Annotated in this window: 24 protein-coding genes; 15 read left to right on the top strand and 9 right to left on the bottom strand. The window is 44.5% G+C overall.

Going from position 1 to position 24022, the window contains the following annotated elements; translation table 11 throughout:
• Nucleotides 1–2: 2 nt before the first annotated feature.
• The gene (locus GJS45_RS08090) at nucleotides 3–1109 is read right to left on the bottom strand and encodes an ion transporter (protein ID WP_162340975.1); all 1107 of its coding nucleotides are present in this window, start codon (nucleotides 1107–1109) and stop codon (nucleotides 3–5) included.
• Nucleotides 1110–1511: 402 nt separating this feature from the next.
• Between GJS45_RS08090 and GJS45_RS08085 the strand changes: the two genes are divergently transcribed.
• On the top strand, nucleotides 1512–2351 hold the full coding sequence (locus GJS45_RS08085) for an endonuclease/exonuclease/phosphatase family protein (RefSeq protein ID WP_162340974.1): 840 nt from the start codon (nucleotides 1512–1514) through the stop codon (nucleotides 2349–2351).
• A gap of 348 nt (nucleotides 2352–2699) precedes the next feature.
• Here GJS45_RS08085 and GJS45_RS08080 read toward each other — a convergent pair whose 3' ends face one another.
• Nucleotides 2700–2966 (bottom strand): hypothetical protein, encoded by a 267-nt coding sequence (locus tag GJS45_RS08080; RefSeq protein WP_162340973.1) that lies wholly within the window; start codon nucleotides 2964–2966, stop codon nucleotides 2700–2702.
• Nucleotides 2967–3036: 70 nt separating this feature from the next.
• On the bottom strand, nucleotides 3037–3321 hold the full coding sequence (locus GJS45_RS08075; RefSeq protein ID WP_162340972.1) for a hypothetical protein: 285 nt from the start codon (nucleotides 3319–3321) through the stop codon (nucleotides 3037–3039).
• A gap of 555 nt (nucleotides 3322–3876) precedes the next feature.
• Here GJS45_RS08075 and GJS45_RS08070 point away from each other — a divergent pair.
• Nucleotides 3877–5286 carry an alkaline phosphatase PhoX gene (locus tag GJS45_RS08070; RefSeq protein WP_162340971.1) on the top strand — a complete coding sequence of 470 codons (1410 nt, stop codon included), beginning with the start codon at nucleotides 3877–3879 and terminating at the stop codon, nucleotides 5284–5286.
• A 13-nt stretch (nucleotides 5287–5299) separates the two neighbouring features.
• Here GJS45_RS08070 and GJS45_RS08065 read toward each other — a convergent pair whose 3' ends face one another.
• On the bottom strand, nucleotides 5300–5461 hold the full coding sequence (locus GJS45_RS08065) for a hypothetical protein (RefSeq protein WP_162340970.1): 162 nt from the start codon (nucleotides 5459–5461) through the stop codon (nucleotides 5300–5302).
• Nucleotides 5462–5523: 62 nt separating this feature from the next.
• Between GJS45_RS08065 and GJS45_RS08060 the strand changes: the two genes are divergently transcribed.
• The 5 genes from GJS45_RS08060 to GJS45_RS08040 all read left to right on the top strand — a co-directional run bounded on the left by GJS45_RS08060 (nucleotide 5524) and on the right by GJS45_RS08040 (nucleotide 10349).
• Nucleotides 5524–6243 carry a tetratricopeptide repeat protein gene (locus GJS45_RS08060; protein ID WP_162341192.1) on the top strand — a complete coding sequence of 240 codons (720 nt, stop codon included), beginning with the start codon at nucleotides 5524–5526 and terminating at the stop codon, nucleotides 6241–6243.
• A 77-nt stretch (nucleotides 6244–6320) separates the two neighbouring features.
• Nucleotides 6321–6797, top strand: a complete 477-nt coding sequence (ribH, locus tag GJS45_RS08055) for a 6,7-dimethyl-8-ribityllumazine synthase (RefSeq protein WP_162340969.1) — start codon at nucleotides 6321–6323, stop codon at nucleotides 6795–6797.
• Between the two features lie 43 nt (nucleotides 6798–6840).
• Nucleotides 6841–8166 (top strand): aspartate kinase, encoded by a 1326-nt coding sequence (locus GJS45_RS08050; protein WP_162340968.1) that lies wholly within the window; start codon nucleotides 6841–6843, stop codon nucleotides 8164–8166.
• Nucleotides 8167–8508, top strand: a complete 342-nt coding sequence (locus GJS45_RS08045) for a DUF6787 family protein (RefSeq protein WP_162340967.1) — start codon at nucleotides 8167–8169, stop codon at nucleotides 8506–8508.
• A 29-nt stretch (nucleotides 8509–8537) separates the two neighbouring features.
• The gene (locus GJS45_RS08040; protein WP_162340966.1) at nucleotides 8538–10349 is read left to right on the top strand and encodes an ABC transporter ATP-binding protein; all 1812 of its coding nucleotides are present in this window, start codon (nucleotides 8538–8540) and stop codon (nucleotides 10347–10349) included.
• On the opposite strand, the gene nadC is transcribed toward GJS45_RS08040, so the two are convergent.
• Together nadC and GJS45_RS08030 are read right to left on the bottom strand one after the other, a co-directional pair.
• The gene (gene nadC / locus GJS45_RS08035) at nucleotides 10306–11184 is read right to left on the bottom strand and encodes a carboxylating nicotinate-nucleotide diphosphorylase (protein ID WP_162340965.1); all 879 of its coding nucleotides are present in this window, start codon (nucleotides 11182–11184) and stop codon (nucleotides 10306–10308) included. The genes GJS45_RS08040 and nadC overlap by 44 nt on opposite strands.
• 45 nt (nucleotides 11185–11229) lie before the next feature.
• A complete protein-coding gene (locus tag GJS45_RS08030) occupies nucleotides 11230–11631 on the bottom strand; it encodes a DUF4783 domain-containing protein (RefSeq protein ID WP_162340964.1) in 402 nt (133 codons plus the stop codon).
• Between the two features lie 254 nt (nucleotides 11632–11885).
• Between GJS45_RS08030 and gpmI the strand changes: the two genes are divergently transcribed.
• Both gpmI and GJS45_RS08020 read left to right on the top strand, forming a co-directional pair.
• Nucleotides 11886–13412, top strand: coding sequence for a 2,3-bisphosphoglycerate-independent phosphoglycerate mutase (gene gpmI, locus GJS45_RS08025; RefSeq protein ID WP_162340963.1), 1527 nt, complete (start codon nucleotides 11886–11888; stop codon nucleotides 13410–13412).
• A gap of 2 nt (nucleotides 13413–13414) precedes the next feature.
• A complete protein-coding gene (locus GJS45_RS08020) occupies nucleotides 13415–13984 on the top strand; it encodes a hypothetical protein (protein ID WP_162340962.1) in 570 nt (189 codons plus the stop codon).
• A gap of 176 nt (nucleotides 13985–14160) precedes the next feature.
• On the opposite strand, the gene GJS45_RS08015 is transcribed toward GJS45_RS08020, so the two are convergent.
• The 3 genes from GJS45_RS08015 to GJS45_RS08005 all read right to left on the bottom strand — a co-directional run bounded on the left by GJS45_RS08015 (nucleotide 14161) and on the right by GJS45_RS08005 (nucleotide 18205).
• Complete coding sequence (locus tag GJS45_RS08015; RefSeq protein WP_162340961.1) at nucleotides 14161–15681, bottom strand: sodium:proton antiporter; 1521 nt, start codon at nucleotides 15679–15681, stop codon at nucleotides 14161–14163.
• A 178-nt stretch (nucleotides 15682–15859) separates the two neighbouring features.
• Nucleotides 15860–17086, bottom strand: coding sequence for a Glu/Leu/Phe/Val dehydrogenase dimerization domain-containing protein (locus GJS45_RS08010; protein WP_162340960.1), 1227 nt, complete (start codon nucleotides 17084–17086; stop codon nucleotides 15860–15862).
• Between the two features lie 27 nt (nucleotides 17087–17113).
• On the bottom strand, nucleotides 17114–18205 hold the full coding sequence (locus GJS45_RS08005; protein ID WP_162340959.1) for an anhydro-N-acetylmuramic acid kinase: 1092 nt from the start codon (nucleotides 18203–18205) through the stop codon (nucleotides 17114–17116).
• 103 nt (nucleotides 18206–18308) lie between these two features.
• On the opposite strand from GJS45_RS08005, the gene GJS45_RS08000 reads away from it, so the two are divergent.
• From GJS45_RS08000 to GJS45_RS07975, 6 genes are all read left to right on the top strand, one after another.
• A complete protein-coding gene (locus tag GJS45_RS08000; RefSeq protein WP_162340958.1) occupies nucleotides 18309–19040 on the top strand; it encodes a type III pantothenate kinase in 732 nt (243 codons plus the stop codon).
• Nucleotides 19027–20316 carry a hypothetical protein gene (locus GJS45_RS07995; protein WP_162340957.1) on the top strand — a complete coding sequence of 430 codons (1290 nt, stop codon included), beginning with the start codon at nucleotides 19027–19029 and terminating at the stop codon, nucleotides 20314–20316. The genes GJS45_RS08000 and GJS45_RS07995 overlap by 14 nt, the downstream gene beginning before the upstream one ends.
• Before the next feature lie 11 nt (nucleotides 20317–20327).
• Nucleotides 20328–21632, top strand: a complete 1305-nt coding sequence (locus GJS45_RS07990; protein ID WP_235954675.1) for a hypothetical protein — start codon at nucleotides 20328–20330, stop codon at nucleotides 21630–21632.
• Nucleotides 21633–21945: 313 nt separating this feature from the next.
• Nucleotides 21946–22458 (top strand): LPS export ABC transporter periplasmic protein LptC, encoded by a 513-nt coding sequence (gene lptC, locus GJS45_RS07985; protein ID WP_162341191.1) that lies wholly within the window; start codon nucleotides 21946–21948, stop codon nucleotides 22456–22458.
• A gap of 9 nt (nucleotides 22459–22467) precedes the next feature.
• Complete coding sequence (locus GJS45_RS07980) at nucleotides 22468–22686, top strand: hypothetical protein (RefSeq protein ID WP_162340955.1); 219 nt, start codon at nucleotides 22468–22470, stop codon at nucleotides 22684–22686.
• Nucleotides 22679–23938: a hemolysin family protein gene (locus GJS45_RS07975; RefSeq protein WP_162340954.1), complete on the top strand. Its 1260-nt coding sequence runs from the start codon at nucleotides 22679–22681 to the stop codon at nucleotides 23936–23938. Before GJS45_RS07980 ends, GJS45_RS07975 begins: the two co-directional genes overlap by 8 nt.
• The last annotated feature ends 84 nt before the right edge of the window (nucleotides 23939–24022 follow it).

Raw genomic sequence — 24022 nt, 5'->3', positions numbered from 1 at the left:
AATCAAAGATTGCGCTTTTTTTGTTGAACCCAGGCAGCAAACTTGGCCAGATCCTCTTCGATGATTTCCCGTTCCGCCTGGTTTTGGTCCAGCTTTTTCTTGAGCTTCTTTATTTGAAAATCGGGTTTAATAGCTAACAATCGGTAGAAAAAACTGGCGAAAATAAATCCTTGCCGGGCTTTCATCAGTAAAGCCCGGAGTTTGTATCCTCTTACCAAATGAGTAAGCCGGGCCACTTTGAAAATTCGCAGGGTCCGAACAAAGGAGATAAATGGTAACAGAATAATCAGTAAGTCGATCCAATTCTTTTTGATATAGGTTAGTCTATCCGGGGTGATGGAAATAAGTAATATAAACTCCAACGCAAAGGCAAGCCAGATAAATCCCTGAACCATATCCAAAACAAAGGAGAGGTCTGTGTTTAGAAAAGCCTCCACCTCTTCATAGAATTGCCATTCGATAATCACCACGGGTAGAATCAAAAGGGCGATGATAATCATGGGAATGGAAAATTGCTGCTTCAGGCGGTTCAAAAGCCCTTCATTGCAAAGTGACCAATGGTAAAAGGGCAACCAGGTTTTTTGCGGTTCCACCAAATGCCTCAAGCCCAAGCCTAAAGGAGGGAATAACAGGCTCAAAACCTTGGGGATAAAGGCATTTAGGGCAATTCTAGTGTCAGATTTTACGGAGAGAAAGATAATGATCAAAAAATCCAATAAATACAGTAACCACCCGATGGAATAGACGATTGCCAACTTGCTTAAAAACGGGTTCAACTGAATTCCTTCTTCTCCGATGGAAAAATTATTAAGAATGGCTGCCGTAATCAACAGCATCAGTAGGCTGGTAAAAAACAAGGGGGCCGCAGTTAGCTCCTGGTAATGGAGCAGCTTTGATTGGTTTTTACTGGCCAAATGGGTTTGGACGGACAGGTCTCGCTTGGAATGGATCTGAAGGAGAGAGGGATAGTTTTTGGACAATTCTCCGATTGGCTGCAGTAAGGTGTCCCGTTTTAACAGGGCTTCAATCCGGGCCAGGAGGTAGGGGTTTTCACAGCGGTCAATGGCTGCAAGCAGGGAAGCTTTCCTGTCTTTTTGCTTTTGGTTCATAACTGCTGATTGAACCCCAAAGATAAGGTCTGGGTTTCATTGGCCAAAACAGGCTCGTCAATCTCCTAAACCAGAATCAAATTGGCCATGATGTATTTGTAGGTAAAATGGCAAAAAATAAATACACCGGAAAACGTAGGTAATATCAAAAAATCTGACTATATTTTCATAAAATTCAATCGCCATGAGCAAGGATAAAGGAGAAAAGAAAACGGATAAAAAGAAGCCTGCAAAGAGCATGATGGAGAAAAGAGCAGATAAAAAGCAAAAGCAGTCAGAGAAAAAGAAAAACGGTTAATTGTCGATTGGCAAAAACCAGGAATTGCCCCGAAGAAATTCGGGGCTTTTTTTTTAAATTTCCGGAATGAAATTGCTTTACTATAATAACCAAACCCTATTAAGATGAAAAAAACACTATGCTGCCTGACCGTATTGCTTTGGAGCCACTGGTCTATAGCCCAAACGGAACCAATGACGGTAGCCACCTTCAATATTCGATACGACAACCCCGGAGATGCCCCAAATACCTGGGATAACCGAAAAGCGGTGGTGGGAAACCTGATTCGTTTCCATGGCTTTGATATTTTCGGCATTCAGGAAGGCCTGCACCACCAGGTCCAGGATTTAGCAAACATGCTGCCAACACACGACTACCTGGGGGTAGGTAGGGATGATGGCAAAGAAAAAGGCGAATATTCGGCTATCTTTTATAACAAAGAAAAATTCAACCTGCTTGCTTCAGGGACTTTCTGGCTGGCTCCTGAAACAGATTATCCCAATAAAGGCTGGGATGCCGCGCTACCCAGGATCTGTACCTGGGCAAAAATGGAGAAATCAGTAGGAGGTGAAACCTTCTACGTGTTCAATACGCATTTCGATCACAGAGGGGTGCAAGCAAGAAACGAGTCTGCTCAATTAATTCTGGAAAAAATCGATGAAATTAATACCGGCGATTTGCCTGTATTATTGACGGGAGATTTTAACGTGGGACAAGAAACTGATGCGTATAAACTGCTTAAATCTGCTCCGGGGATGAAAGATTCCTTTGATGCAGCAGAGCTGGTATATGCCAACAACGGAACCACCAACAGTTTTGATACCAGTACCAGTACCGAGAGAATCATCGACCACATTTTTGTCAGTGATGAAATTTCCGTGAAAAAATTCGGTGTTTTGACCGATACCTATCATGGAAAATACCCTTCGGATCATTTCCCGGTAATGGCCGTTATTTCCTGGTAGGTAAAACGACTATTTCTGGAATGGTGGTTGGTATATCGGCCATCAATTCTACAAAGCAAAACAGGCAGTCTCCAATCGGAAACTGCCTGTTTTGCTTTGGCTAAAAAAATACTTTTTCAGGATCATCGTTCAGAAATTTTCAGCTACCCGGATTGGAGTTCCTCCCAACCCTGCCCGGATCACTTAGTATTCTGTTTCCTGACTAAAAATTCATTCGCTCCAACCATTCTCCATGCTAAAAATAAGTAAAAAAACAAGTCCCTTCTGCATTCCTCTTCACTGCTCATTTCTCCCCCTCAATCATTCTGTTCTTCCCCATCAGAAAGGGCGATTTTATGTATTCTTGTATTAATTATCCGAGATAGACGAACTCCAAATATTGTTTTTGTCCTCTCCGGAAATCATCTCCATGAATTTACTCCAGGAACTAAGACGTTTGCGATCTACCTCCCGGAACATGACTTGCTTTTGGCGGATTACGGCTACCAGTTCCATTCCTACCTCGTGAGGAATGTTTACGATTTCATCCCCAATTTGAATATTGAGATTGCCGTTGTTTGGATCTACCCATGTTTTTAACTCCTGGGTATTGGTTTCAAAGGTGTACTTTAACATTTTGCTGTTTGTTTAGATAAAAATAAATAAAAAAGAAATTTGGGACCTGAGCCTTCAAGGCAGCGGCTGTTTACGCTGCTTTGTACTTTTGGTCTTTTAATGCATGGTACCTGCTGCCTTGATCGACTTTCTGACCGGACAAAGACTCCATGAACCTGCTCCAGGAACTGTTTTTCTTACGTTCTACTTCCTGAAAGATGGTTTGCTTTTGGCGAATCACACCGATCATCTCCGCTCCAATTTGATGAGGGATGTTTACGGTTTCATTTCCGACTTGGATGTTTAGGGAACCGTTCTCAGGATCTACCCAGGTTTTTAATTCCCTCTCTGCTGTTTCGTAAGTGTACTTTAACATGACGCTGTTTATTTATATGAAAGAATAAAGTTTTTACAAAGACTACCCGCTGTTACCTGGTTTTCAAAATAGGGAAGCAAAATATTTAGCTGTTAGTCTGTCTCTCCTACTTTGTGACTTTGTTGCTGTTTGATGATGCTAAGGTAGAAAAAGTTTTTAAAACAAAAAACAATTTTGGTAATTTAAAATGCACTTTTCATTGTCTAAAAAAGAAAATATTCGATTTTTCGCTTTTTTGGCCGATTTTGGCCGATTTTTATTTCAAAAAAAAATCAAATTTTTTTTCGATAATCTGACCCAGGTAATCATTTATTACTCCATAAAGGGACTTTTCTTTGGAAGCGGATGCTTGAATGCCGTGGATTTAAACGGATAAGAGGAGTGCCGCGAAGGCTTCATGGTTTCATAACATCCGTTTAGCACATTTAGCTAGGAATATTTCGTTAATTTAAATAAACTTCCAATCAGTTACCGGATTTTCACTCAGGCGAAGGGTATGATTGGGAACAAGGAAGTAGTATGCGTATAACATTAAAGTAAAAATCCTCAATTTATATGAAACAATCAGCAAAAGATTCCAGAAGAAAATTCATAAAGGCTTCCGGTATGGCCACCCTTGGCTTTATGGGCCTTTACCAGTTTATGAATCCCGGCATGTCTCTTGCCGCCTCTTCCTCCAGGGCGGCTTTAGGATATGGTCCGTTAAAAAAGGACCCTGCTGGAATTCTGAATTTACCGGAGGGATTTACCTATAAAATCCTCAGCAAAAAGGGAGACAAGATGTCTGACGGCCTGTATTTACCTGGTCTCGCCGATGGAATGGGTGCTTTTCAGGGAAAAAATGGCAAAACCATCGTTGTCCGTAACCATGAAATCAGTCCGGATTCTCTGGAGCATTCCGGTTTTGGACCTAACAACGAATTGGTAAGCAGCCTTTCATCGGCGGATTTTTATGATTTCGGAAAGGGCATTTTGCCTTCTTTAGGCGGCACGACCACCTTTGTGTATAACGAAAATACAGGAGTGTTGGAGCACCAATATTTAAGCCTGGCTGGGACCATACGAAATTGTGCCGGAGGGATTACTCCCTGGGGTTCCTGGCTGACTTGTGAAGAAAACACATCGAAAAAAGGGGATTACGAAGATCGTCTGGAAAAGGATCACGGATACGTATTTGAGGTACCTGCGAGTGAAGAAGTCCTCCGCGCAGTACCCAACCCCATTAAAGCCATGGGCAGATTTAATCACGAGGCAGTGGCAGTCGATCCGGCTTCGGGAGTGGTTTACCTGACCGAAGATAGGGGCGATGGGATTTTTTACCGGTACATACCCAACAGCCCCGGGGAATTGCACAAGGGCGGTAAGCTTCAGGCCTTGGCTATTTTAGGTGAAAAGAGCCGGGACACGCGTAATTGGAAAGATAGTGAAGGTCCAGAATTTAAGCTAATGGAAGCACATCAGGTTACCTGGGTAGATATCGAAAACGTGGAATCTCCGGAGGACGATCTGCGTTTTCAGGGATTTGATAAGGGCGCAGCCGTTTTTGCCAGAGGCGAAGGTATTTGGTGGGGAGATAAGGAAGTGTACTTTGCCTGCACTAATGGAGGGAAAATTGGTGCCGGACAGGTGTTTCGGTATACTCCCAGCCTACATGAAGGCAAACCGGAAGAAAAGAATGCACCGGGTGAGCTCAGTCTCTTTGCTGAACCCAACGATCGGGAAATCCTGAAAAACTGTGATAACCTGGCAGTTGCCCCTTGGGGCGATGTGATTCTATGCGAAGACCACAAGCATCCCTTTTTGGTAGGGGTTACGCCGGAGGGCGAGTTGTATCACCTGGCAGAAAATGTGGGCTACGCCTCGGAACTTGCCGGAGGTGTATTTTCTCCATCAGGTAAGACCTATTTTGTGAATATTCAAGGACCGGGAATCACGCTGGCGATCACAGGTCCCTGGAAAAGTTAAGTTGTCAAATGAGTCAGGAAAAGCAAAGCCGGGGTATTTGAATTCCGGCTTTGCTTTTAAGGTGCACATTATTTGTCAGATCAATGGTAACCCTGCTTTTTAGTTCGGAAAGATCAGCAGGAAGACGCTGGTTTTCTGTCAGGTTAGCCTCGGTAATTCCTTTTTTGGGCCACATTGCACATTACTTTTGTTATTCATTAAAACATCATCTATATTTGCCACTCAAAATTTAAAATGATGGCGAAGCAAAAGACCAGAAAGGGAAAAGCAGCACCTGATACATCCAACGAGCTTCTTGAAAATCCAGAAGCAATCGCAACGCGTCTTGGAAGAGGGGAAGTGTTTCTAAAAGAAAATACCAGATTGGTTGGGGGCATTATTGGTTTAATGATCCTTATCATCGCAGGAATCGTTGGTTACCAGATCCACAAGGCGAATCAAAACGAAAAAGCCCAGGGGGAGATGTTCCAGGCCGTTTATTATTACGAGCAAGATAGTGTGGATTTTGCCCTGAATGGGGATGGTGTTCAACTTGGATTTTTGGATATCATTGACCAATATGGAGGGACAGACGCTTCGAATATGGCTCATTATTACGTCGGATCTATTTATCTCTCCGAAGGGGAATACCAATCAGCCATTGATCACTTGGAGGAATTTTCCTCGGATGATTTTCTGGTGCAGGCCCAGGCGTATTCTCTGACTGGAGACGCTTACCTGGAACTAGGAAATATTCAGGAAGCAATTGGCCAATATAAGAACGCGGCTAATTATAAGGAGAATAAGTTTTTTACGCCGAAATACTTATTCAAATTAGCCATAGCTTACGAAGAGGCAGGGAATTTGCAGGCCGCAATCGATACGTATGGAGAAATCGAATCCAATTACAGTGATGCTTATGAATACACCGAAGCACGTAAACATAAGGCAAGGCTGGAAGGTCTCGCTTCTAATTGATACGGATATAATCCATAACAAGAAAGAGTAAGGCCAGGAAGGTTTTACTCTTTTTTTATGAAAAAAACGCACATCCAATGGCTTCAACCTTAAAAAATCTCAGTCAACATTCCGATAGTAATATTCAGGACATTAGCAGTAAAAAATTTGGCTTGCTGGTATCGGAATGGAACGATGAAATCACCGAGTCTCTTTACAGTGGTGCTTTGGAAACACTACTGCGCTATGGTGCCAAACGGGAAAATATTTTCAGGAAGAATGTTCCCGGGTCTTTTGAATTGCCATTGGGGGCACAATGGATGGCTAGCGAGGAAGGCATTGATGCCGTTATTTGCCTGGGCTGTGTGATTCAGGGCGAAACGCGTCATTTTGAGTTTATTTGCAATGCCGTTGCTCAGGGGATCACGCAGGTGGGACTGAATTTTGACAAACCGGTAATTTTCGGGGTATTGACGCCCGATACCCAGCAACAAGCCCTGGACCGGGCCGGAGGAAAACATGGCAACAAAGGCGACGAAGCCGCCATCACCGCAATAAAGATGCTGGGGTTTTAATGGGATTTTCCTGTAATCACTCATTTACTAATCTGCAATTCGCATGAAAATCATGAAATTTGGCGGTACTTCCGTAGGAAGACCGGAAAGAATGCACCAGGTTAAAGACCTGATCATTGCTGATGATGAAAAAAAGATCGTGGTATTGTCTGCTCTGTCAGGCACAACCAATGCCCTGGTAGGCATAGGAGAAGCATTGGCGGAGGGTAAAAAAGATAAGGCAAGGCAGAAAATAGAGGCCCTTCAGGAGCATTATACTAATTTCTACATGGAACTGCTGACAACCAAGGCGAGTAGGTCCAAAGCGGTTCAAATCATCAAGGAGCATTTTGAGTTTTTGAACATCATCCTGAAAATTTCCTTTAATGAAGCAATAAACAAGGACATCCTGGCCCAGGGCGAGCTGTTGTCTACCAAATTGTTTTACACCTTGCTACAGGAATTGGAGATTCCCGCGGTATTTTTGCCTGCCCTGGAGTTTATGAGTATCGATGAAAACGACGAGCCGGAATTATCACGGATAAGAGAGCGACTGGAGGCCATAATGGCCAGGTACCCGGAGGATAGTATTTTCATTACGCAGGGTTACATATGTAAAAACCATCGAAACGAGGTGGATAACCTGAAAAGAGGTGGCAGTGATTATTCTGCCTCCCTGATTGGCGCGGCCGTTTCTGCCTCCGTTGTGGAGATTTGGACCGACATCGACGGTATGCACAATAATGACCCCCGAATCGTAGAGCAAACCAGACCCATTGCGCACTTATCCTTCGATGAAGCGGCGGAATTGGCTTATTTTGGCGCAAAAATATTACACCCAGCCTCTATTTGGCCGGCTCAGTTGCATAACGTACCAGTCAAATTGCTAAATACCATGGCTCCCGAAGCTGCAGGTACAACCATTACGGGAGCCGGAGAAGGTACGGTAGGGGTAAAAGCCATCGCAGGAAAGGATGGGATCACCGCCCTTAAAATTAAGTCCAGCAGAATGCTTCTGGCCTATGGGTTTTTAAGGAAAGTGTTCGAAATTTTCGAAAAGTACCGGACCTCCATTGACATGATTACTACTTCGGAGGTGGCTATTTCGCTGACGCTGGATGATGTGACCCATTTGAAAGAGATTACCGCCGAGTTGCAAAAATTGGGTAAAGTAGAAGTAGATCACCATTTATCCATTATTTGCATTGTTGGAAATACCATTATGGAGGAACCTGGGGTACTCAACAAAATCATGGGTAGTCTGGAACAGTTTCCACTACGAATGGTTTCTTATGGGGGTAGTAGGCATAACGTTTCTATCCTGATAGACGGAAAGCATAAAGAGCTGGCGTTGAAACGTTTGAATCAGGGTCTCTTTGATTTTGAATAAATGCAGGGTAGCACAGACAAAAAATCCGGTAATTTCCTGGAACGGTTGAAATCTAAGTGGAAACTTAGAAGTTTGTGGCAGGTCATTCTTGTGTTGGTTGTTTTTGCTTGCACTGGATTTACGATCCTACTCGTCAAAAAACCCATTTTCGATTTTCTGGGAGTAGATACACAGGAGGGAGGGTTTTTCAAGACCTTACTGTATTTACTACTGGTTCTCCCTTTATATCAGGTATTTCTGTTGGTATATGGTTTTATTTTCGGGCAGTTTTCCTTTTTTTGGGAAAAAGAAAAGCAATTTATCCGTCGGATGGGAAGGCTTTTTACCGGAAAGAAAAATTAAATTGAATAGTTTTTGAACAAATCATATAGATGGCCAAACAACGAGGTTTACCCTTAGACGAAAGCGAGAAAAGAAGATTAAATAAGAAGAACCTGGATAAGCTATCTGGTATTTTCAGGTTTGCGCTTCCCTATAAAGGATCTTTTATCTTGGGAATGTTATTTCTTTTCTTTTCCAGTTTGATGCTCCTTACGTTTCCGTTTGTGGCGGGAAAACTCATTGACGCTGCTTCAGGAAAAGACTGGATCATCAACGACATCAATGGAATTGCTTATATCTTGCTTGCCATATTGCTAGTGCAAAGCGTCTTTTCCTTTTTCCGGGTTTGGCTTTTTGCTCAGGTGAGTGAGCGGTCCATGCGGGACATACGGGTGGCCCTTTACGACCGGTTGGTAAGGCTTCCCATGACATTCTTTGACCAACGGCGCACGGGAGAATTAATCAGCAGGATCACCTCAGATGTGAGCATGCTGCAGGATACGTTTTCCATCACCCTGGCAGAGTTACTGCGCCAATTGATTACCCTGATCGTTGGTATTGGATTTCTTTTTTACACCACTCCCAGACTTACCTTTTTTATGCTGGCCACGATCCCGGTTTTGGTTATCATAGCCATGGTGTTTGGGAGGTTCATTCGAAAGCTTTCCAAAACCACACAGGATGAACTGGCTGCGGCAAATGTGGTGGTGGAAGAGACCCTCCAATCAATCATTACGGTCAAGTCGTTTACGGGAGAGGCCTATGAATCGAACCGATACCGAAACCGGCTGGAGCGAGTGGTCACCATCGCCCTGAAGGCAGCCGGGTTTCGGGGAGCGTTTATTTCCTTTATCATATTCGCTCTATTTGGCGGAATTGTTGCCGTTATCTGGTATGGAGCTACGTTGGTAAGTGCAGGTGAAATGAGCATTGGCGATCTGGTTTCCTTTGTACTGTACACCACTTTTATTGGCGGATCCATAGCCGGACTGGGAGATATTTACGGGCAGGTACAGAAAGCCATCGGTTCTTCCGAAAGGGTGCTGGAAATCCTGGAAGAAGAAGCCGAACCAGAGCTGCCTACAAGTGAAGAAAAGCGGGTTTCAGGAGCGATATCATTTGAAGATGTGATTTTTCACTACCCGACTCGTCCGGAGTTCCGGGTTTTGGACGGCCTGAACTTTTCCATCGCACCGGGAGAAAAAGTGGCGCTGGCAGGACATAGTGGGGCCGGGAAATCTACGGTCATCCAGTTGCTGCTTAAATTTTACAATGTTGGGCAGGGTGCCATTTTAGTAGATGGGGAATCCATCGGTCAATGGGATCCCCAGCGGTTGAGAAAAAATATTGGCATTGTACCCCAGGAGGTACTGCTTTTCGGCGGCTCCATACGCGAAAACATTCTGTACGCGCGACCCGGTGCCAGTGAACAGGAGGTAATCGAAGCTGCCCGGCAAGCGAATGCCTGGGAGTTTATCGAACGATTTCCAGAAGGATTGGACACGCTGGTAGGAGAACGGGGCATCAAATTGTCTGGCGGGCAGCGTCAGCGAATTGCCATCGCCCGGGCCATACTCAAGGATCCGGCCATTCTGATTTTGGACGAAGCCACTTCTTCTCTGGATGCAGCCTCGGAAGCACTGGTGCAAGAAGCCTTGGATCAATTGATGCAGGGAAGAACGACGATCATTATTGCGCATAGGCTGGCTACTATTCGGAAAGTAGACCGGATATACGTATTGAAGGCCGGTAAAATTATCGAAGAAGGTAACCATGAGGAGCTCTCAGCCAAACAAGGCGGACATTATGCCCATCTGGTTAACTTGCAGTTTGTGGATGAAATCGCAAAGCCTTCAGACTAATATCCAGGCTCTTCACCTGGTGCGTCAGGGCACCTACAGAGATGTAGTCTACGCCCGATTCGGCTACGGGGATGATGGTCTGCTCGTCTATGCCTCCGGAAGCTTCTGTTTCATAGCGGTCTCCAATAAGTGCCACTGCTTCTTTCATTATTTTAGGAGCCATGTTGTCCAGCATGATGATGTCCACGCCTCCCGTTGCCAATACTTCCCTTACCTCATCCAGACTGCGGGTTTCGATTTCAATTTTCAAATTCAGCTGTTTCTTTTCCAGGTACTGTCTGGTAGCTTTAATCGCTTGAGCGATGCCCCCTGCAAAATCGATGTGGTTATCTTTAAGCATGATCATGTCATACAGTGCAAAGCGGTGATTCGTTCCTCCGCCGATGGCAACTGCCCATTTTTCCAACATTCGGAAATTGGGAGTGGTTTTCCTGGTATCCAACAGTTTGGCTCGGGTATGGGCAATCAATTCATTCATCTGTTTCGTTTTGGTGGCAATGCCACTCATGCGCTGCATGCAGTTCAGGACCAATCTTTCCGTAGTCAGGATAGAAGCCGCTCTTCCCGCTACCCGAAGACCAATTTCTCCGGGTTGCACCCGATTACCGTCTTCGAGTAGCAATTCTACTTGAAGCTCCGGATCATGGTAATTAAAAATTTTTTCCGCCAGAGACAGCCCGGCAATGATTCCGTTTTCCTTAATAAGGAGCTGCGCTTTGCCCTGCTGCTCCGTAGGGACGGCGGCCAGGGTGGAATGATCCCCGTCTCCCACATCTTCCAATAGGGCGGACTTTATAAAATTAATTAGCCGATCTTCCGTAACGTATTCCTGCATATTGGCCTAAAATTACGAAATATTTTGTAACCGAACAGCTAAAATTTAATGTCGGATAAAATCCATACTGTAAATTAGAAATGGATGGCCATCCCTCTTTTTACTGCGGATCAAAAGGCGAAAATCACCTTCGGCCGACTGATAGGTGCCGATCAGGTAGGAGAGGCTGGCACTGGATTTGCCTTCCTGCTGTAGCTGAAATCCTTTGGAAGGGTTATTTTTGAAAAAATCCCTTAGTACGATTTGGGCCTGACTTTTTGAAAAATCACGTTTGTCGTTATTAAAACTGATTTCGACTCTGTCATCCAGATAGTTGACTATTTGCTGACTGGAGCCTTCCTGCAGTGCAACGGCTAGTGTATTTCCTTCCTCCTGAGCTTGCACAAAGAAGAAAAGGCAACACCAAAATAGGCCTGCTACAAAGAGTTTGGGGATTAAACGTAACATGGTTTCAGTTTTAACAAATTTCAGGCCAAAAAAGAGTTCCTGTTTCATTAATTCTGTTCTTTATTACCTGCCAGCGGAGTAGTAATGCGACGGGGTAGATTATTGGGTTATTTGCTGACCGCTATGTTTAATTCTCTTATATTTGCGGGGCAATGGGCATACCCCGGTATGTTAAACTTTAGGGTGGTGCGACAGGATCTGTAGTCCTGGGTATCGCCGGTATTTTTGTTTGATTGTAACCAATTAGAAAAGTCATGAATAAAAAAGTTTTATTAATGATCCTGGATGGGTGGGGATTAGCCCCTAACCCGGAAGTTTCTGCGATAGATAAAGCCAAGACTCCTTTTATCGACAGCTTGTATGAAAAGTATCCTCATTCCAGACTGGATGCTTCGGGATTGGCAGTAGGCCTCCCCGAAGGACAAATGGGAAATTCAGAAGTGGGTCATATGAACATCGGAGCGGGCAGGGTTGTGTATCAGGATTTGGTTAAAATCAATAAGGCCGTAGAAGAGGGGGCATTGAAAACGGATCCTGTCTTGACAGCTGCCTTTGCCGAAGCAAAAGCTTCCGGTAAAAAAGTACACCTAATAGGCCTGGTTTCTGATGGAGGAGTTCATGCCCATATCAATCATCTAAAGGGCCTTTGTGATGCCGCCAAAGCGAATGGAGTGGAGGATGTTTTCATTCATGCATTTACGGATGGCAGGGATACCGACCCTAAAAGTGGGTTGGGATTTTTGGAAGAATTAAAAAATCATTGCGAAGGATCGGTGGGAAAAATAGCTTCTATCGTCGGCAGGTATTATGCAATGGACAGGGACAAGCGCTGGGAACGTGTGAAACTAGCATACGATGCCCTGGTACTTGGAGAAGGAGAAAAATCCAAGGACATGTTATCTGCTATTCGGAAGTCATACAGCAATGGCGTTACGGACGAATTTATCCGCCCCATCATTCAGGTGGATGAGGAAGGAAAGCCGCTGGCTCCCATAGAGGAGGGAGACACGGTGATTTGCTTTAATTTCAGAACGGATCGGGGAAGGGAAATAACCGAGGTGCTTACGCGAAAGGATTTTCCAGACTACAATATGAAAAAACTTACCCTGAATTACATAACCCTTACCCTCTACGATGAAAATTTCACAGGAGTACCGGTTGTTTTTCAGAAAGATAATTTGAGTAATACCCTTGGCGAGGTATTGGAAAGGAATGGTAAAAAACAGATCCGAATAGCGGAGACTGAAAAATACCCCCATGTGACATTTTTCTTTTCAGGTGGAAGGGAAAAGGTTTTCGAAGGGGAAAGTCGCATTCTATGCAATTCACCGAAAGTAGCGACCTATGATTTGCAACCTGAAATGTCGGCAAATGAAATTGCAAAAAAGATCAATCAGGAATTGCCCAGGAAAGAAGCAGATTTTATCTGTCTCAACTTTGCCAATGCCGACATGGTAGGACATACTGGCGTGTTTGAAGCGGCCGTGAAGGCTTGTGAGGCAGTGGATGAGTGTGCTTCTTCGGTTATTGAAACAGCACTTGAAAACGATTATACCGTAATTGTTATCGCCGATCATGGTAATAGCGATTGTATGATCAACCCGGATGGCACACCCAATACCGCCCATACGACCAACCTCGTTCCATGTATCATGGTAGATAAAAACGACCGGCTGGAGGTGAATGATGGTAAGCTGGGAGATTTGGCTCCGACTATCCTTAAATTGATTGGCCTGGAAAAGCCAGCAGAAATGACGGGGAATGTCCTACTGAAAAGCTAACCATGATTACAGGGTACCGGAATTCACTACTGTTGATGCTGGCAGGGATACTACTGATTTCTTGTAAAGAGGAAGAATCCAGGCCATTTGCTAATCCTACCCAAATAGACACCTACTTTCCGGTTTCGGATTTTCTGGAGGAAAAAATTAAAAAAAGTGAGGGAGTGGCGGTTTCCAAAGTCATCCAATTCAATGAGGAATCGGAAGAAGTCCGGTTTCAACCGGATCAGGAAGCCTGGAGAAAAGAACTGGATTTTTTTTTTCAGGCGGATATTAATAAGGCAGCTTTCGCCACGGCTTATTCCACCAAGGAAGAAGAGGGCCTATTGGTACACCGCCTTAAACCCGGAGAAAAGGGCACGATAAAAGAGATTCGTGTTCAGAAAAGAAGAGATCGGGTAGTGTCGATTCGTGTAGAAACGTTGAATGATAATTTGTTTTACCACTCAGAGGTAAGTGGGGAAATCAGGTTGGATGCAGAGGAAAACCTGACCGGTTACCAGCTATTGGGAAATCAAAAAGTATGGTTTATCTCCCCCACCCGCCTGAGGGTAACCGCTGAAATAGAATAAGATCCCATCCTGCATCACTAGGAAAAGCCGGTGAAGCTTCCCCGATAGGAAGGCTTGACCGGCTTTTCCATTTTTACCAACCTTCTAATCCGTAAACGCTGCCGAATTTGTTCTGTACCAAAATGGCAGTCGAGAATGCTGCAGCGCTGAAGGAAGAACCTTGTGATTTATACAGGCTACCCGGCAAAGGCAAAAAACACCAACCAGGTGATAAATAGAATGGGAAGCAAAATAGGAATGGAAAATCTCAATATGTATCCAAAAAAAGAAGGCATTTTAATCCCACTTTGTTCGGCGATGGACTTGACCATAAAGTTGGGGCCATTGCCGATATAGGTCATGGCACCAAAAAACACCGATGCGATGGAGATGGCCATCAATTCGAAGGAAGAATCCAGGTAGTTATCCAGCGCAAAATCTTTTACCTGCTGGATGACATTAATATCAGCTCCCTGTGAGGCCATGGCAGCAGCGAGAAAATTGAGATAGGTGGGGGCATTGTCAAGAAAGCCAGACAACAGGCCCGTTCCCCAATAGAGGGTATTGTAGGTGATCATCGCAGCTCCTTCTTCCGATTGAGCGAATGTTCCTACCAATTCCAGGGCGGGCATCATGGTGCCAAAAATGCCAATAAAGATGAAAGCGACCTCCCGAATGGGTTCAAAATTAAATTCATTTCCGGCAAGGGCCTTTTTGTCAGCAAACCGGAAGGAAAGATAGGCCACCGCAAACATGATGGTTTCCCGGATAAAGCTAAATTTTTGACCGTCATAGTGGATGGCAGGCACCCATTCGAGTACGTTTGGGTCCAGAAAAACCGAGATAATGATCAGCAGCAACCACAGAAAATTCCGGGTGCCTGTAAGGGTAATTTTATTGGAATACCTAATTTCCTCATCCAATTCCTGAACGGTCGCACCTTTTCCCATTTTCCGGTCAACAAGGTAAAAGAGAATGGAAAGGATCGTCAAGGCAAGGATCCAGGCAGGCCAGTTATGCTCCAAGGTCCAAAAGAATGGTACACCTTTAAGAAATCCGAGGAATAGTGGCGGGTCGCCTATGGGTGTCAACGATCCTCCAACATTGCTTACCATAAAGATAAAAAATATTATATGATAGGGTTGAATGTTTTCTTTATTGAGGCGAATAAATGGGCGGATCAGCAGCATGGATGCCCCGGTGGTTCCGATAAGATTGGAAATCAGTGCTCCTACAATCAAAAGGATGACATTGGCCAGTGGCGTGGATTTCTTATCTACTTCGATCAGAATACCTCCGGAGGCAATAAAAAGAGAAGCGAGTAAAGCGATAAATTGAACATATTCGGCCAGGGCATGCACCGGATTGTGCACATTGTGCAGTACAAATAAGTAATAAAGCACCACGATGATGGCAAGGCTTACGGCTATTTTGGGGTAGTTGTGGTGCCAGAAGTGTTCGTAAAACAACGGACCGGTAGCAATCATCAATAACAAGGTCACGAAGGGAATGACAAGCCAAACTGGCGCGTGGCCATGGGCAGCTTCGTGTTCCGGTGCTGCCACGACTTCCGAACTGACTTCATCCGATTGCTGGGTGTCCTGTTGCCCTGTCAGTACAATTAGGTCAGCGGCTGAAGCAGATTGAGCTTCAAGTGGGGTTGAAAGCAGGAGTACGCATCCCAATAGCAGGAACCATGAAGCTAAATAGTTCTTCATTCACTTAAAATTAACGTTTCAAGAATGGTTAAGTCTTGCGTTTCCAAGGATCTTGGAAGAACGGCCGGTTACAATAAATTCCCCTAAACTAGTTATTTTGTACCGTAGTAAGCAAATAAAATTATGGAAGACGGTCAAAAATTGTGATATTTTGACCGTCTTGCTTGGCTGTTCAGTATCAGGTAAGCTGCTCCAGGGCAATTTCTAACCCTTTCTGTGCAATCTGATTCTTTTCCGGATGAATTTGATGGCATTTTTTCAGTGCCTTATATATCGTCTGGCTTACATCCTGAAATAACGCCTCGTCGGTAAAAACTACTTTTTCTGACATCAGGTAGGCTGCCAACCTAGAGATCCCCACGTTGGCGATAAAGTCCGGAATAAGCGATAATTTGTTGTCTGCCAGGGTACTAACCGGTCCCAAAAAAATATCATTTTCCGCAAAAGGAAAATTGGCTCCACTGACAATTAACGTTACCCCGCCAGCCATCAACCTCTCTAATTTTCCCTGGTCCACAAGACGAGCCTTAGCAGCGGGAATAAACAGGTTTGCAGAAAGATCCCAAATCTTTTCATTTCCTTCTTCGAATGGAATGCGCTTCTCACTAGTCAATTTGTTTTCTTCCTTTGATAGAAATAGTTGGGTAATGTCTGATTCATCCAGACCGTTTTGATCAATAATGGCTCCCTCCAGGGATAGGATACCAACGATTTGAACCCCTTCTTTGGCAAGAAAATAGGCGGCTGCAGCTCCTACATTTCCCCAACCCTGAATAATGGCCTTTTTCCCTTTTGGGGATCCTCCCCATAGCTTATAGTAATGGGTCACTGCGGCAGCCAACCCGTAACCGGTAATCATGTCACTCACCCGGTATTTTGCAGTACCTGCCGGATAATAGGCTGGGTTTTCGATAATCTTGGCTAACCCTTGCCTTAGTTGTCCGATTTTTCGAATTTTCTGGGGTTCTTTGGACTTGTAGTGCCCGTTTACAATCCCTTCCTGCGGATGCCAAAGCCCATAGTTTTCGGTATGAGGTATCAGTTCTTTATTTTCATGGATATGAATACCCGCACCAGTACCAAAATAGCTCTTTAAAATAGGTGAAACCACTTTAAACCACCTATCTAGCACCGCATCTTTTCTTGGGTCATTGGGATCAAAATTGATTCCTGCCTTGGCCCCCCCGATCGGAGGCCCTGAAATGGTGTATTTGATAGCCGTATTTTTGGCTAGCTGGATTACTTCTTTTTTTTCCAGCCCTTTTTTCATCCGGGTGTCCCCACCGGCAGCTCCCCCTCGAAGGGAGTCGATTACCAGCCAGCCCTCTGCTTCCGTCTCGCTATCACTCCATTCAAAAACAATTTCAGGCTGACGGTTCTCAAATTTTTTAAGAAGTTCTCTCATTAGTTTTTAGGTTTTTTAAATTTAGTCTTATGGAAAAAGTCCAAAAACAGTGCCACTGCAGGAATCCCGGGAGGCACCGGTTACGGATGCCAGGCAATTGATTTCACCTCGCAGGCGTAGCACACCTAAAAAAGCGAATACCAAGGCCTCTTTAAAATCGATAAGTTGGTTTTCTGGCAGGGTAAGGGTCACCCGGTGACCTATCTTTTTGGAAAGGGTTTCAATAAAACAGGCATTGTAGGCGCCTCCTCCGGTAATTAACAGTTTTTGTTTCTCTAAAGCGAGCGGGTTATCCGAACCAATAACCTCCGAAATACAATCGGCATAGTGCTCGATTAACGTCGCTAGTACATCCGGAACGGAATAATCCGCTTTTTCCAGTAATGGCAAAAAATCACGCTCAACATGTTCCCTTCCCAGGGATTTTGCTCCCGTTTGGGCATAATAGGGGAGTTGGCGCAGCGAGGTAAGTAATGCGGGGATCGCTGTGCCTTTTCGTGCGATATCGCCATTAGCATCAAAGGATTGTCCGACTTTTTTAGCAAAATGATTCATCAGCAGGTTAAAGGGACAGGTGTCAAAGGCAATCCGATAACCGTTTTTTTCCAGTGAAATATTGGCAATACCTCCGAGATTCAAGGCAAAGTCATATTGAGGAAAGAGAAGGGCATCGCCTATCGGGACAAGTGGCGCACCCTGCCCGCCCAGAATCACATCCAGTTTTCTGAAATCGTTGATCACCGGTATTCCGGCGGCTTGGCAGAGGGCATACCCGTCACCGATTTGTCGCGTCATCCCTTTTTCAGGTCGGTGAAATACGGTGTGCCCGTGGGAGGCGATAGCCGTAGGCCGGATTCCCAGTATCTGGCAAAAATTCTGGACGACTTCCCCCATCCAGGCACCAAATTGGATGCTTAGCAATTCCAATGATTCCGCATCTACCTGATGGGCAGCAGAAAGGGCTTGCTCCAGGCTTTCCGGGAAAGGAACGGTTTCGGCATTTAAAATTTCAAAACGCCAATGGGTGTTTTTCTCAAAGGAGCAATAGGCCAGATCCAGTCCATCGCCTGAAGTGCCGGACATTAGGCCGATCAGCTCGTACCTATGAGGTTCTATCATGGGTTAAAGTTTGTTAAAAACCAGTTCATAAACTTAAAAATAGTATTTCGTCAAGCAGCCTCCAAAGTAAAATGACTAATTTTGAAAGGGTTTTTGGAATGACATGGTACCAGACAGTAAACATTGGGTAATAGACATCGGAAATACCAGAATCAAGCTGGGTATTTTTAATCAGGGAAAACTCCTGGAATCAACTACCCTTACGGATTTTGCATCCCTGGCAGCGAAGCTTACTCCGGATGAAGGGGATGCGATGTTGATTGCATCGGTAACCTGGTCAGAGGAAGAACTAAGGGGAAAAATAACCTTTCCTTTTTTGTATTTTGACCACCAGACCCCTTTGCCGATTCAGAATGAGTACCAATCACCAGGTACCCTGGGATGGGACCGGCTGGCAGCCGTTATGGGAGCCAGAGCTTTCGATTCCAAAGGATCGGTATTGTGTATCGATATGGGTACCTGTATCACCTATGATTTCCTGGACAGGGCGAACCGGTACCAGGGAGGAGCCATTTCCCCGGGGCTTGGTTTACGCTCAAAGGCCATGAATGCCTACACCGCCAGACTCCCCCTGGTGGAAGTGGCGAAGCAAATTCCACCGTTTTTGGGAACGGATACGATGGGAAGCATGAAATCAGGAATTTATTACGGAGTCTTGGGAGAGATGAAGGAATACATACACCGGTTTACAGCCAGCTATGGTCAGGTGACCGTCTTTATTTGTGGTGGAGATGCTGAAATCTTTGAAAGCTTAACAAAAGACCACATATTTGTAATCCCCAATTTGGTCCTGTACGGATTGGACAGAATTTTAACATACAATGTCGAAAAATAGAATAGTCGTGACAGCCCTGGTATTTACCCTGGGTTTTGTAGTCATTCATCATACCAGCTTTGCACAATTTTCATCCTCTACCTACAGCTCACTGGGGGTTGGGGTTTTCAATAACTCCGGCCTCACCCAAAACCAGGGAATGGGCGGAATGGGGATCAGTTTTGGTAATAGTTACAGTGTAAACCATGTCAATCCTGCCATCTCTGTTAAAAATGCGGCATTCGGCTTTCAGGCTGCCCTGAACTACAATCAATTATCCGCTGCTACAGAAGCCAGTTCGGAAAAACTGGATGGGGGAGGCCTGAGTTATGTAGCCATGTCCTTTCCGGTGGTACCCAGAAGATTCACCATGGGGCTGGGGCTGAACCAGTTAACTGGCGTAGATTATAACATTACCGTTAATTCGGCAGTTACCAATACGGAACTTACTTCTCAGAACATCATTGAAGGCAGGGGCGGATTGAGTCAGGTATACCTGCAATCTGGTTTTCAGGTATACAAAGGCTTGAGTTTAGGCCTGGAGGGAGCATACACCTTTGGTTCAACGATTCGAAGCAATCAGCTGGACTTGCTGGACGAAGAGATGAACAGCGTGGGAATATCTTCTGAATATTACGAAAGGTTAACCTTTAGTGATATTACGTTTAAGGGAGGCGTTTACTATGCGCAACCGCTGGGAGAGGAGAAATACCTGAATATGGGTGCCATTTATCAGGTATTTGGAGATATTAATGGAAAAGAGTTTGCAAAAATGGGAGAATCGGGGCAAGCTAGCATTCCAAATTCACCCGGAGATGTCATCGCTGATAACGTTTCAGGAAGTGTTTTTCTGCCTAATAAGATAGGTTATGGTGTAACTTATGAAAAAATTAATAAATTTGCTATAGGACTTGAAGCGCAATTTCAGGATTTTACCGAATATCGGGGCTTTAATGCTACTGAAGGAAATCTCGGTAATGCCTACAAACTATCGCTGGGAGGGCAATACATACCGGATGCCTTTTCTTTGGGTAGTGTGTTTAGCAGGTCTACTTTCAGGGCGGGACTGGAGTATGAGCAGCTTCCCTTCCTGTTGAACGATAACCAGATTGATGATATTGGCATTAATTTTGGTACTTCCATACCGGTATACAGTTTATCGCTCCTAAATGTAGCGGTAAAGCTTGGTACCAGAGGAACCGTCAATGACGGCTTAGTGAGGGAAAATTATTTTAAAGTTTCGTTAGGAATATCTATTAATGACAACAGTTGGTTTTACAAAAAAGTATTTGAATGATGTTGACAACCATGAAAATTAAATCGGCAATTATCGGATGTTTGTCCTTCCTCGTGGTTGGACTGGCTCAGGCGCAGGATAACTGGAATTGGCCATCTGATCCTCAGATGGAAAACAAGGCCAGGGAATACAATGCAGCCTACAATGACTACATGAAATCAGGAGAGTTTCTGAAAGCGAAAGGACCGCTCCACTGGTTGCTAACGAATGCTCCCGATCTGAATGAGGCACTTTATATTAATGGTGTCAAAGTGTATGAAGGTGCGGCAGAGCTGGCAACTGATGAAGCGGAAATCAGCAGTTTTCAGGACTCGGTTTTGACTGTTTATGACCTGAGGAAAGAGCTTTATGATAATGAACCGCAGTGGATTGCCAATAAGGCTTATTATGCCTACAAGTTTTACAAGGGTAATAAGGATAAAGTCGACATAGCGACTAAACTGTTTGAGCGCACCATTGAGATTCATGGGAAACTGGAACCATCACAACTGAATGCCGCTTATTTCGATGCCATTTACCGAAATTTTGCTTTCAATAAAGCCTATACTCCGGAAGAAGTGATAAACAAATACGAGTTTATTATGACCAAGCTGGAGGAAGATGAGGCTGCCGGTACCAACGTAGCAACATCCAAAGCAACCTTGGATCAGTTACTTGCTGCGATGGAAATTATCAACTGCGACTTCATCGAAAACAACATGGGGCCAAAACTGTCTGCAGATCCCACCAACCTTAAGCTGGCGAAGCAAATCTTTCAGTATGCAGTGAAGGAAAAGTGTACCAACAGCGATGTATTCCTGCTGGCACTTGAGACGATTGATAATGATAGTCCTACCTTCAGTACTTCTCAGGTAAGGGGCATGCGATACATGCAAAACTCAGAGTACGCCAAGGCTGGTGAATTGTTTGAGAAGGCCTTGACCCTGGCAGAGACAGACGAACAGAAAGCTGAAATTCATTGGGACATGGCAAAAGTGCATGCGAATTTGGGCAGAAAAGGCCAAGCCAGATCCTCTGCCTTGAAAGCAGGTGAATTGAACCCTGAGAGAGAGTCCGATGCCCATTCTTTTATTGGCGGATTGATCATGTCCTCTTCCAATGATTGTAGAAGGGGCGAGAGCCGCGTGAAAGATTATTCTATCTTTATCGCCGCATACAACGCGTATGCAAAAGCTGGAGATAGTCAGGGAATGGCGCAAGCCAAATCACGATTCCCCTCCAAAGAGGAGCTTTTTACAGAAGGTTTTCAGGTAGGCGACACCGTTAATACCGGCTGTTGGGTAGGCCAATCCGTAGCGCTGGCCACCAGGGATTGATGAACGAATCACTCCCAACTCCGAAAATCAGATAATTCCAACATTAAAGCGAAAATAAAAGGCGGTGTAACTACCGCCTTTTTTAGGTTTAGTTGCGGTTGAAAAATAAATAGGTTGCTTGAATGTAACCTTTGCTGAATGGCAGCGTCGAAGGATACAGGAATGCAGTACAAAGATGTGTATTCCTCTTAAAATTGTGCGTATCTTTGCATTTGGTTAAATGGTGAGAAGGAAGTTCATGTCTAAAATGTCAGCGGGCAGTAATGAGCAATTCTGTAGCATAAAGGATTCCATCCGGTTTCTTTGCATCTGTATGGGGGTGGTCATGCTTGCGGGCACCTTGTTTTCCTGCCGGGAGGATCTGGATAAAAGCCAACTGGAAAATTACGAAGGGCCTTACCGGATCAGTCATAACATTGAATTGCTGCATAGTGACTCCGCTTTGGTAAGGACCAAGCTAATGGCTGCGAAACAGCTGGAGTATCTGAATCAGGATACGGAGTTTCCGGAGGGAATCCTCATTCATTTTTTCGAAAAGGATGGGACGCTGAGCACTACTATTCGGGCGGACAGGGGATACTATGATCGAAAAAACAACCTTTACCGGGGAGAGGGAGATGTACAGGTAGAGAATCTTCAAAAGGACCAGAAGTTGTCATCAGAAGAATTATTCTGGGATCCGGGAAAGGAAAAAATTTACACGGAGAAGTTCGTGACGGTGGAAGAACCTGATCGAATCATAAATGGTACCGGCATGGAAGCCGATGAAGCTTTTAATGAGTATACCTTCACCAAAGTAACAGGGATAATTGATAATGCGCTTTAAAACTAAAAAATGAAATTAACGAGTACCATTTTGTTGTCATTAGCTGCAGCCATGGTGGTGATAGGTGCGCACCTTACCATGAAGGCAGGAATAATGGCATCCTATCCATTTTTTATGTTTGCTGTGTTGCTCTTATTCTGGCACATGTATCGCAGAAATCAATCGGAGGAGGAAAGTAAGGAGCAAGAAAAAGGAGGGAAACGAAAAAACAAAAAGTCCAATGGATGATCAGTATCTACTTTTAGTACTGGTAAGCCTGGTTTTTTCCGCCCTGTTTTCAGGGATGGAGATTGCATTCGTTTCTGCCAATCGCCTGCACATCGAGCTGCAAAGCAAACAAGGCAAAATTCCCGGAAAAATTTTGGCCACTTTTATTCAGAATCCCGGACAATTTATAGGGACTACCCTGATGGGCAATACCATCAGTCTGGTTCTTTATGGTATTTTCATGGCGTATCTATTGGGGCCGCCGCTAGGGTACCTATTACCGGAGGCTTTAAATACCCAGGCTGGGGTAATGGTTGTGCAGACGGTGGTGTCTACCATAGTGGTGTTGATCACGGCGGAATTTATCCCCAAAAGTATTTTTATTTTGAACCCCAACAGCATGTTGACGGTTTTTTCCTTTCCTTTTATAATTATCTATTACCTGCTGTATCCTGTGGTGTGGATAGTGGTAGGCTTATCAAAGGTCGTTATTACGAAAGTGCTGAAATTGGAATATAACGATGATAGGCCAGCGTTTACCATCACGGACTTGAACAGTTTTATACAAAATTACCTAGACCCCAAAGGCGAGGATGTGGATATTGATGCCAAGATTTTCGACAATGCGGTGGATTTCAAAAAAGTAAAGGTAAGGGAGTGCATGGTTCCCCGAACAGACATCGTGGCGGTGGAATCCACAGACCCTATTGGAGAATTGAAACAAGTTTTTGTGGAAAGTGGACATTCCAAAATCATCATTTACAAGGAGACGATTGATGATGTAATCGGGTACTGCCATCATTTGGAGCTATTTAAAAAGCCAAAAGCGATCGAAGATATTTTGACCCCCATAATTATTGTTCCGGAATCTGCCCTGGCTAATGAACTACTGGTTCAATTTATCAAGGATCGAAAAAGCCTTGCGCTGGTTGTGGATGAATTTGGAGGGACCAGTGGAATTGTGAGCATGGAAGATATCATAGAAGAGATCTTTGGAGAGATCGAAGACGAGTATGACAGCGACGATTTGATCGAGCAACAGGTTTCCGAAAACGAATACCTTCTAAGTGCCCGACACGAAATTGATTACATCAATGAAAAATACGAATGGAACCTGCCGGAAGGAGAATTCGAAACCCTGGCAGGGTTTATATTATCCCTTACGGAAAGCATTCCTCAAAAAGGAGAGTCGGTAAGTTTTGGGCCTTTTACTTTTACAGTGGTGTCCAAACAGGATCACCGGATAGATACAATCAAAATAAAAATCGAATAAAACCCGTGTAGCAGAAATACTTGATTTATAGATGGGGTAATATTTTGAATTTACCTTTAGATGTAATTATTTTGCGACACTGCA

Origin of the sequence: Cyclobacterium salsum, from assembly GCF_010119245.1 — a bacterium.
Classification (GTDB): Bacteria; Bacteroidota; Bacteroidia; order Cytophagales; family Cyclobacteriaceae; genus Cyclobacterium; species Cyclobacterium salsum.
The sequence above is the reverse complement of the archived record's forward strand: the minus strand, read 5'-3'. Positions and strand labels throughout refer to the sequence as shown.

Bases quoted from the DNA above. Each gene is read 5' to 3' on its own strand.
- GJS45_RS08090 (WP_162340975.1), bottom strand. From the start codon at position 1,109: ATGAACCAAAAGCAAAAAGACAGGAAAGCTTCCCTGCTTGCAGCCATT.
- GJS45_RS08085 (WP_162340974.1), top strand. From the start codon at position 1,512: ATGAAAAAAACACTATGCTGCCTGACCGTATTGCTTTGGAGCCACTGG.
- GJS45_RS08080 (WP_162340973.1), bottom strand. From the start codon at position 2,966: ATGTTAAAGTACACCTTTGAAACCAATACCCAGGAGTTAAAAACATGG.
- GJS45_RS08075 (WP_162340972.1), bottom strand. From the start codon at position 3,321: ATGTTAAAGTACACTTACGAAACAGCAGAGAGGGAATTAAAAACCTGG.
- GJS45_RS08070 (WP_162340971.1), top strand. From the start codon at position 3,877: ATGAAACAATCAGCAAAAGATTCCAGAAGAAAATTCATAAAGGCTTCC.
- GJS45_RS08065 (WP_162340970.1), bottom strand. From the start codon at position 5,461: ATGTGGCCCAAAAAAGGAATTACCGAGGCTAACCTGACAGAAAACCAG.
- GJS45_RS08060 (WP_162341192.1), top strand. From the start codon at position 5,524: ATGGCGAAGCAAAAGACCAGAAAGGGAAAAGCAGCACCTGATACATCC.
- ribH (WP_162340969.1), top strand. From the start codon at position 6,321: ATGGCTTCAACCTTAAAAAATCTCAGTCAACATTCCGATAGTAATATT.
- GJS45_RS08050 (WP_162340968.1), top strand. From the start codon at position 6,841: ATGAAAATCATGAAATTTGGCGGTACTTCCGTAGGAAGACCGGAAAGA.
- GJS45_RS08045 (WP_162340967.1), top strand. From the start codon at position 8,167: ATGCAGGGTAGCACAGACAAAAAATCCGGTAATTTCCTGGAACGGTTG.
- GJS45_RS08040 (WP_162340966.1), top strand. From the start codon at position 8,538: ATGGCCAAACAACGAGGTTTACCCTTAGACGAAAGCGAGAAAAGAAGA.
- nadC (WP_162340965.1), bottom strand. From the start codon at position 11,184: ATGCAGGAATACGTTACGGAAGATCGGCTAATTAATTTTATAAAGTCC.
- GJS45_RS08030 (WP_162340964.1), bottom strand. From the start codon at position 11,631: ATGTTACGTTTAATCCCCAAACTCTTTGTAGCAGGCCTATTTTGGTGT.
- gpmI (WP_162340963.1), top strand. From the start codon at position 11,886: ATGAATAAAAAAGTTTTATTAATGATCCTGGATGGGTGGGGATTAGCC.
- GJS45_RS08020 (WP_162340962.1), top strand. From the start codon at position 13,415: ATGATTACAGGGTACCGGAATTCACTACTGTTGATGCTGGCAGGGATA.
- GJS45_RS08015 (WP_162340961.1), bottom strand. From the start codon at position 15,681: ATGAAGAACTATTTAGCTTCATGGTTCCTGCTATTGGGATGCGTACTC.
- GJS45_RS08010 (WP_162340960.1), bottom strand. From the start codon at position 17,086: ATGAGAGAACTTCTTAAAAAATTTGAGAACCGTCAGCCTGAAATTGTT.
- GJS45_RS08005 (WP_162340959.1), bottom strand. From the start codon at position 18,205: ATGATAGAACCTCATAGGTACGAGCTGATCGGCCTAATGTCCGGCACT.
- GJS45_RS08000 (WP_162340958.1), top strand. From the start codon at position 18,309: ATGGTACCAGACAGTAAACATTGGGTAATAGACATCGGAAATACCAGA.
- GJS45_RS07995 (WP_162340957.1), top strand. From the start codon at position 19,027: ATGTCGAAAAATAGAATAGTCGTGACAGCCCTGGTATTTACCCTGGGT.
- GJS45_RS07990 (WP_235954675.1), top strand. From the start codon at position 20,328: ATGAAAATTAAATCGGCAATTATCGGATGTTTGTCCTTCCTCGTGGTT.
- lptC (WP_162341191.1), top strand. From the start codon at position 21,946: ATGGGGGTGGTCATGCTTGCGGGCACCTTGTTTTCCTGCCGGGAGGAT.
- GJS45_RS07980 (WP_162340955.1), top strand. From the start codon at position 22,468: ATGAAATTAACGAGTACCATTTTGTTGTCATTAGCTGCAGCCATGGTG.
- GJS45_RS07975 (WP_162340954.1), top strand. From the start codon at position 22,679: ATGGATGATCAGTATCTACTTTTAGTACTGGTAAGCCTGGTTTTTTCC.